At 64.1% G+C, this 8386-nt stretch carries 6 protein-coding genes; 2 read left to right on the top strand and 4 right to left on the bottom strand.

Features of this window, described 5'->3' with window-relative positions:
• Nucleotides 1-96 precede the first annotated feature (96 nt).
• Genes WCB02_RS37420 through WCB02_RS37410 form a run of 3 tightly spaced genes read right to left on the bottom strand, consistent with a single transcriptional unit; the run spans nt 97 to nt 4635 of the window.
• On the bottom strand, nt 97-3078 hold the full coding sequence (locus tag WCB02_RS37420) for a sarcosine oxidase subunit alpha family protein (RefSeq protein WP_423966933.1): 2982 nt from the start codon (nt 3076-3078) through the stop codon (nt 97-99).
• Nucleotides 3075-3377 (bottom strand): sarcosine oxidase subunit delta, encoded by a 303-nt coding sequence (locus WCB02_RS37415; protein WP_423966931.1) that lies wholly within the window; start codon nt 3375-3377, stop codon nt 3075-3077. The genes WCB02_RS37420 and WCB02_RS37415 overlap by 4 nt, the downstream gene beginning before the upstream one ends.
• Nucleotides 3378-3384: 7 nt before the next feature.
• Entirely contained in the window at nt 3385-4635 is a 1251-nt protein-coding gene (locus WCB02_RS37410; protein WP_423966928.1) for a sarcosine oxidase subunit beta family protein, read from the bottom strand.
• Between the two features lie 690 nt (nt 4636-5325).
• On the opposite strand from WCB02_RS37410, the gene WCB02_RS37405 reads away from it, so the two are divergent.
• The gene (locus tag WCB02_RS37405) at nt 5326-5586 is read left to right on the top strand and encodes a hypothetical protein (RefSeq protein WP_423966926.1); all 261 of its coding nucleotides are present in this window, start codon (nt 5326-5328) and stop codon (nt 5584-5586) included.
• 397 nt (nt 5587-5983) lie between these two features.
• On the opposite strand, the gene WCB02_RS37400 is transcribed toward WCB02_RS37405, so the two are convergent.
• On the bottom strand, nt 5984-7774 hold the full coding sequence (locus WCB02_RS37400; protein WP_423966924.1) for an IS1634 family transposase: 1791 nt from the start codon (nt 7772-7774) through the stop codon (nt 5984-5986).
• 188 nt (nt 7775-7962) lie between these two features.
• Here WCB02_RS37400 and WCB02_RS37395 point away from each other — a divergent pair, with 188 nt between their 5' ends.
• A complete protein-coding gene (locus WCB02_RS37395) occupies nt 7963-8238 on the top strand; it encodes a hypothetical protein (RefSeq protein ID WP_423966922.1) in 276 nt (91 codons plus the stop codon).
• The last annotated feature ends 148 nt before the right edge of the window (nt 8239-8386 follow it).

Here is an 8386-nt window from a genome sequence, read left to right as displayed (position 1 = left end):
AGAACGAGGCGCGTGGCCGGCGGCGCGAGAGCGATCGAAACCGATACCGGCATGGGCGGCAGCACGGCCGCGGCACTGCGCAGGAGCGGCACGGTCTCAGCCATTGGCGCGCTCTCCCTGTTTGTCGAAGAACACCGGCTCGACGAGCTCGACCGCGATCGTGCCCTGCGGCGCCGTCGTGAACAGTTTATTTCCGATGCGCCTGCGTCCGCCCTCGACCAGTGCCAGCGCGATCGAACGGCCGAGCGCCGGGCTCATATAGGACGAGGTGACATGGCCGATGGCGTGCTCGCCCTGCTTCGGTTCGGCCGATGTCACGATCTGGGCACCCTCCTCGATGACTACGCCCGGCCGCGCGGTCAGCAGCCCGACGAGTTGCGGCCGGTCGGGCGACAGCATGTCCGGCCGGACGAGCGAACGCTTGCCGACGAAGTCGGCCTTGGCCTTGCCGATCGCCCACTCCAGCCCCAGATCCGCTGGCGTCACCGTGCCGTCGGTCTCCTGGCCGACGATGATGTAGCCCTTCTCGGCCCGCATCACATGCATGGCCTCGGTGCCGTAGGCGACGCAGTCATGGGCCTTGCCGCGCTCCCACAGCACCTCCCATGCCGCGCGCCCGTAATCCGACGGCAAGTTGATCTCATAGCCGAGTTCGCCGGTGAAACTGACCCGCATGACCCGCGCCGGGATTCCGCAGAAGCGGCCGTCGCGCACCGACATATGCGGCATCGCCTCGTTGGAGACATCGAAGCCCTCGATCAGCGGCGCCACCAGATCGCGCGCGCGCGGCCCCTGGACGGCGATCACCGCCCATTGCTCCGTAGTCGACGTCAGCCAGACCTGCAGCTCCGGAAACTCGGTCTGCAGATAGTCTTCCATATGCGCGAGCACCCGCGGCGCGCCGCCGGTCGTCGTGGTCACATGAAACCGGTCCGGCCCGATCCGGGCCACCACGCCATCATCGATCACGAAGCCCGCTTCGTTCAGCATCAGCCCGTAACGGCAGCGTCCTGGTGCCAGCTTCGCCCAGGGATTGGTGTAGATGCGCTCCATGAAGGCGGCGGCATCCGGCCCGACCACCTCGATCTTGCCGAGCGTGGAGGCATCGAGCATGCCGACCGACGCCCGTGTCTGCCGGCACTCGCGCGCGACGGCGGCGTGCATGTCCTCGCCCAGCTTCGGGAAGTACCAGGCGCGCTTCCACAGCCCGACATCCTCGAACACGGCCCCATTCTGCTCGGCCCAGCCATGGATCGGCGTCCGGCGCACCGGATCGAACAATTGTCCGCGTGCGGCGCCGGCAAAAACGCCAAACGTGACCGGCGTATAGGGTTGGCGAAACGCCGTATGTCCGACGGCAGGGAGCGTCCTGCCGAGCTTGTCGGCCACCAGCGCCATGGCATTCAGGTTCGACGTCTTGCCCTGGTCGGTCGCCATGCCGGTGGTCGTATAGCGCTTGACGTGCTCGATCGACTGCATGCCCTCGCGGACCGCCAGTGCGATATCCTTGGCGCAGACATCGTTCTGGAAGTCGACGAAGGCGCTGGCGCCGGGCAGCGCCTCGGGGGTGACGAGGCCGATCCCGGCGGCTTCGGGTGCGTTGCTCACCGCAGGGCTGGGACCCGACGCCCGCGTCGCGCCGGCCGCGGCACGTCCGGCAGCCGAGCCTTCGGCAAGCACATTGGCAAGCCCGAACGTGCCGTTGCAGCCGCCGGCGCTGGTCTGGTTGGCGATGGCCGTGCCGGGGACGAATGCGCCGATGCCCGCGTCGAACACCGGCCTTCCGCGCGCCTGCGAATAGAGATGGACCGACGGCGTCCAGCCACCCGACATCAGCAGCGCATCGCAGGCGACAGTCTCGGAGCAGCCGCCTGCTGTGATGGTGACTTCGCTCACGCGTCGGCGGCCGCGGGTCCCCTCGATCCGCGTGCCGGTCGCGATCCGCAGGCCGGCATCGCGCGCCAGCTGCGGCAGCGCTCCGTTGGCCGTGGGACGCAGATCCGCAATCAGCGGCACTTCGACGCCGCCGGCCACCAGATCGAGCGCCACGCGATAGGCGCTGTCATGCGCTGTCGCGATCACGGCCTGCGCGCCGACCCTGACGCCGTAGCGGTTGAGATAGCAGCGCGCGGAATCGGCCAGCATCACCCCAGGCCTGTCATTGTCGGGAAACACCAAAGGACGTTCGATCGCGCCGGCGGCAAGCACGACGTGTTTCGCCCGCACCTGCCACAGCCGTTCGCGCGGCAGATCGGCGCTGGGCGAGGCGAGGTGATCCGTAACTCGCTCATTCAGGGCCACGAAGTTCTGCGCGAAGGCGCCGAAGGCCTGGGTGCGCGGCATCAGCCTGACATTCGGCAGCCAGCGGAGCGCACGCAATACAGACGCCAGCCATTCCGACGCCGGCTGTCCGTCGATGATCGCGCTTCGCTCCGCGAGCAGCGATCCACCCGGCTCGGCCTGCTCGTCGCAGAGAATGACGCGCGCGCCACACTCGCCGGCAGCCTTCGCTGCCGCCAGACCGGCCGGCCCTGCGCCGACGATCAGCACATCGCAATGGTCGTAGAACTGCGCGTAGCGATCCGCGTCCGGTTCGGTCGGCGCCGACCCCAGTCCCGCGGCGCGGCGGATCACGGGCTCGAACAGGCGCGTCCACACCTGGGCGCCGCCGAGCACGCGCGGCCCCATGAAGGTCTTGTAGTAGAAGCCTGCCGACAGCAGCGCGGGGAACAGCCCGTTGATGGCGCCGATGTCGAACCGCAGCGACGGCCAGCAATGCTGACTCCGTGCGTCGAGCCCGTCATAAAGCCCGACCTGGGTCGCCCGCAGATTGGGCGTGAACCGTCCGCCGCCGCGCGAGACGGCCACCAGCGCATTGGGCTCTTCCGCTCCTGCGGTCAGGACGCCGCGCGGACGATGATATTTGTAGGAGCGCGCCATCATGTGGACGCCGTTGGCGAGCAACGCGGCGGCAAGCGTGTCGCCTTCCTGTCCCTCCAAGCTCCTGCCGTCGAAGCTGAAGCGGACCCTGCGCGCCGCCGGTCGTCTCGGCTCACCAATTCTGAAGGGCTGCGTCACCGGCCGGCCTCCGGGCTGGCGCCGGGTTCAGGCCTGGCTTCGCCGACCTTGTAGACCGCGAGGATCCTGTCGCTGACTGTGTCGCGCAGGCAGTTGAAGAAGCGGCCGCATCCCGCGACATGGCGCCAGCGCTCGGCATGCAGGCCGCGCGGGTTGCTGCGGAAATACAGATAGTCCGCCCAGCCCGCATCGTCGATCGCCATGGGATCGCGCGGGCGCGCGACATGCGCCTCGCCACCATAGCGGAATTCGATTTCCGGGCGCTCCATTTCGCAGTGCGGACAGGGAATCAGAAGCATGGCGGGCTCAATGTGCGACGGCAGCCGCGGCTGCCTCATCGATGAGACGTCCGGTACGGAAGCGATCCAGGTTGAAGGGCGCGGCGATCGGGTGCGGCTCGCCGGTTGCGACCGTATGCGCAAAGACATGCGCCGAGCCCGGCGTCGCCTTGAAGCCGCCGGTGCCCCAGCCGCAGTTCACGAACAGTCCCGGCACCGGCGTCTTGCCGATGATCGGCGAGCGGTCCGGCGTCACGTCGACGATGCCGCCCCAGTTGCGCAGCATCCGCATCCGCCGCACCGGCGGGAACATTTCGCAGATGGCATCCAGCGTGTGATTGGAGATATGCAGGCCGCCGGTCTGCGAATACGACGTGTAGGCGTCCGTTCCGGCGCCGATCACCAGCTCGCCCTTGTCGGATTGCGACATGTAGGCGTGCACCGTGTTCGACATCACCACGCAGGACATCATCGGCTGCACCGGCTCAGACACCAGCGCCTGCAGCGGATAGCTCTCCAGCGGCATGCGGACCCCGGCCATGCTCATCACCACCGAGGTCGAGCCGGCCGCCACCACGCCGATCCTGCGGGTCGCGATGTCGCCGCGCGTGGTCTGGACGCCTTCGACCGCGCCGTCGGCGCCACGCCGGATACCGGTGACCTCGCAGTTCTGGACGATGTCGACACCGAGCGCCGACGCGCCCCGCGCATAACCCCACGCCACCGCATCGTGGCGGGCGACGCCGCCGCGACGCTGCAGGGCGGCGCCGATGACAGGATGTCTGATGCCGGGATCGATGTTGAGCAGCGGGCAAAACTCTTTCGCTTTCTGCGCCGTCAGCCATTCGTTATCGATACCGGCCAGGCGGTTGGCATGAACATGGCGCTTGAAGACCTGGACATCGTGCGTGTTGTGCGCCAGCATCAGCACGCCGCGCGGCGAATACATGACATTGTAGTTGAGCTGATGGCTGAGATCCTGCCAGAGCTTCACGGCATGTTCGTAGATCGCCTCGGACTCCTCCCAGAGATAGTTCGAGCGCACGATGGTGGTGTTGCGCCCGGTGTTGCCGCCGCCGATCCAGCCCTTCTCGAGCACGGCGATGTTCGTCATCCCGTGCTCCCGGGCCAAGTAGTAGGCCGTGCCGAGGCCATGGCTGCCGCCGCCGATGATGACGGCATCATAGGCGCGCTTTGGCTCAGGGGACGCCCATTGCGATGGCCAGCCGACATTGCCGGAACAGGCCTGCGTGAGAAGGGAAAGGATCGAATAGCGCAAGACAGACCGCCCTGTTGATCAAGCCGAGCATGCCGCCTGTTCGCCGTACCGGCGAGACGATTTGCGACATATCGCTTGACGATTTGCGCCATGTAGCCGCCGATTCCGTTTACCCAGAGCGCATCGGCTCTTGATCCGCTCGCCGATCGGGGTCACGCTGAAACATCGCATCCACGACGCGAAGTTATTCAGCGCTATCGCAAGCACGTTACGACGTCGGTCAATGGCCGGTTTGTCGCCTATGAACATACTGTCCCGATATGCACAGTGCTTTGCCCGCTGGTTCAGCGAGGTACCGAAAGAACTGCCGTCACTGCGATTTGCCATGGTCAATCATCCCGGTCCATGGCTACCCGACCCATGGCTCCCCCGACCCATGGGCTACCGAAGCCGCCGGAAGACAATCCATCCGATGAAGCCGGCGACGGGACACGCAGCCGTCCGGAGCCTGGCAGCGCCTAACCACCGCAGCGGCGCTGCAGCCTGTCGATGGGCTTTCATCAGCTCAAGCGTGTTGGACTTGAGATCGATGTGCGGCAACGACCTGGGATCCATGGTGCCCCCGACCGCCGGCTTCGCATGCCGCCGATACATACTGCACGATCCAACCTATGATGCCTGGTCGACCCGTGATCATGGAACATGCCTTGGGCGGTGTGCCTCGACAGGCGACAGCTGTCGGACCGACGAATGCCTCCTTCTGATTTCAGCCTGACGTTCACCGCACCAGCTTCGCACCAGCAACGATTTGATCAACACGCAGCGAACGCGATCGAAATCGAACTAAAACGCAGTAAAATCAACAAGACCAATCGATATTCCGCCGCTCACAAAGGTCTGGTTGCAGTTTCGAGTCCTGCTGGCTTCTCCTGTATAAGTGGGTTCCGGGTGAGTAGCGGACCGGCAAATCGCCTGCTGCACCAGGAACGCACCATTGTGCGAAAAAAATAGTGCGGGCTATTCAAGCAGAATCATCTCCCCCGTTTTCAGATCGTCGTAACCGGATGAGTAAGATCGGGGTGCGTGGAACTACGGATCTCGCTCTTACAGACAGGATAGCCCCCGTGAAAACTCTGTCTCAGCAAAGCCGGCCGCTGGTTCGCGAGGGATTATTCAGAGCCGTACCATCAACACGAAGAAAGGGACCGACGGGCCATGAGCGGTCATCGTCTTGTTGAATATTTGGCCTAGCACGTAGCTCATCTAAAATAACGCCGACGACCTGGCTTTTCCGGGGACGCTTGAGAAATTTAGCACCAGCGGCCGGCATCGGAAATCGTCTAACCCAACTTTCTCAACTCGAACAAAAAAGCCAGCAAAATCAATAGGGGGCTATCGAAAGTCTCCACTACAAAGCTGGGATTTGCGGGCAGGCGGACCTCTGCTGTGACGTGATGCGTGGCGGTGGCTGCGGAGGCAAATCGAGCTTGAATTGCTTGAGCAGCAGCTTCTGGTCGGCATTGAGTTCGGTATAGCGGCTGAGGATCAGCGTGCGTCCGTCGGTAGTCGGGAACTGCACGTCGAGCATCTGCACCGCGGCCATCTTGTCGAGCACCGCCCTTGATGTGAGGCCCGGCGCCAGCGGCTTCAGTCGTGCCCGCAACGTGACGTGCAGGCAGTAAGCGAGGAAGGCTACGAAGATATGCGCCTCGACCCGATGCTCGAGCTGATGATGGATCGGCCGCAGCTGGAGATCGTCTTTCAGGTTTTTGAACGCAGCCTCGACTTCGGTCAGTTGAATGTAGAACTGCCAGAGCTCGGCGGGATCACGATCTGCGAGATTTGTGCGCAGCAAATAGCGTCCTTCACGTCGGCGCACCTGGCGCAATCTCTCGCGGTTGAGCTTGAAGGTGAACGCAGTCCCGCTCAGGGCGATATCGATGTCGAGCAGCCGCCACGCCGCGCGAGCCTTGGAGCGCGCGGCGCCGAGCTTCATCAGGAATTCCTTGCGCGTGAGCTTCATGTTCGCGATTTGCTTCAATCGTGACCACAGCCATTTGAGCTTGCGCCGGCGCATGGCGCGCTCCTTGTGGATGCGAGCCCGGCTTTGCGCGAAGACGTAGGTCTCCTGGTCCTGCGCCAGCAGTTTGACGTCGACACCCTCGCGCACCGCCTGCCACGGCTTGTCGAGCAGCGCCTTTTCCAGTTTCGACAGCCGTCCCTTCGGCGTTCCGACCAGATAGCAGACCGGCGGATCGGCCTGCCGCATCTCCGCCAGCACCGCATCGGTGGGGATGCCGCGATCCATCACCCAGATCCGCTGGGCCTTGCCGTACTGAGTTTCGATTCTGTGCAAAAACTCGCGCAAGGTTGTGCTGTCCGCGGTGTTGCCCGGCAGCACTTCATAGGCGAGCGGAAAGCCGTCCGGCGTGACGATCAGGGCGATCACCACCTGCACGCAATCGCTGCGCTTGTCGCGGCTGTAGCCGAAGCGGCGCTTGTCGTCGTCGTCGTCCGGGGGCGCGGATTCGAAATAGGTGCTGGTCAGATCGTAGAGCAGCACCTCGAACTTGGCGCCGAACAAATCCGCCCAGCGTTGACGCAAATGAGAGAACAGCGCCTGTTTGTGCGGCAACAGCTTGTCGAGGCAGCGGTAGAGCGCATTCTTCTCCGCCAGCGTGAAGTCAGCGCCCAGCAAATCCGCCATCGCGCTCTGCTCGAACCACTGCCGGTGCAGCCGCCACTCGCTGCCGGGATCGATCAACCGGTAGCACACGAGCGTCTGCAGGATATCGCACCAGCTCGTTCCCTCGCGCGAGCGCCGCAGGCGGTTCGCCCAGAACTGGTCGAGCCCAAGCTGTTCGTAGAGCTGACACGAAAGCCAGCACGCGCCCCACTGCCGAGGCCGGTGCAACTCCATCTTGTCGAGCCGCACCTGGACGCCGTATCCCTCGGGCTCGGCCTGGCCGGGAAGCCCGCGATCGGCAGAAAAAAGCGACAGCTGGGTGTGGCGTTGCGCATCCTCATCAAATGCTTCGATCGCACGGCTCCAATCGTCTCGTTGGCCGTCGCCGATCTCACCTAAATACAGCACCTGCCGCTGCACCACCTTGCCACCGGCACAGCGCCGGTTCTCGACGATGCTCCAGTAGCGATGCTCCTTGCCGTCCTTGAAGCGCCGATTCGATCGCAAAAACATGGCCCGGCGAAGCTACGCCGATCGCAACAGGCCCAAAAGATACTTGGTCTACACTACAAGCGATTTCAGAGACCCACCCATTGATCCGACTCGCCTTTTCGCCTCAAAATTCTCGAAAATTGGCGTTTTGGCACGCGAGTTGAGAAAGTTGGGCTAACGGGCCGGGGGAGACACCCTGGCTCTCCGACGTGGCCAAGTCGTTTACCTGGATAAACTGGACTCCGACGTTCCCGTTTGCGCGCGAGCGCACCGCCTGGCTCGCCGCCGCTCGCTCGGCGATCGCGTTTGGTGCCGAAGTTGTCGATCGCTACGGGGATGTTCTCGGCCGAGCGACCCACATCACGCAACTCTTCGACGTTCTCGTCGGTCTGACGGCTATTGGCCTTTCTGAGGGGAGTGTCCGGGACCGCATCGCTGGTCTCATTGCCGACGAGCGCGATGCGGTCAGTGCCGCGCGACGATGAGACTTTCGGCGTCGCGCGTTTCGGTTCGGCCTCGGTCGGCCGTCATTTTTTCGTTGTCGCAGTGAGTACGAGAAAGCCGCCGAGCAACACCCAAAAAGCGTACCCGCCGATGAACGGGAGGTCGATAAAAAAATCAACGATCGCAACA

The organism is Bradyrhizobium sp., from assembly GCF_049581145.1.
Taxonomy (GTDB): Bacteria; Pseudomonadota; Alphaproteobacteria; order Rhizobiales; family Xanthobacteraceae; genus Bradyrhizobium.
Note: the sequence above shows the minus strand (reverse complement) of the source record. Positions and strands in the feature narration are given on the sequence as shown.

Coding starts and splice junctions, on each gene's coding strand:
- WCB02_RS37415 (WP_423966931.1), bottom strand. CDS start 3,377: ATGCTTCTGATTCCCTGTCCGCACTGCGAAATGGAGCGCCCGGAAATC.
- WCB02_RS37405 (WP_423966926.1), top strand. CDS start 5,326: ATGCCTCCTTCTGATTTCAGCCTGACGTTCACCGCACCAGCTTCGCAC.
- WCB02_RS37400 (WP_423966924.1), bottom strand. CDS start 7,774: ATGTTTTTGCGATCGAATCGGCGCTTCAAGGACGGCAAGGAGCATCGC.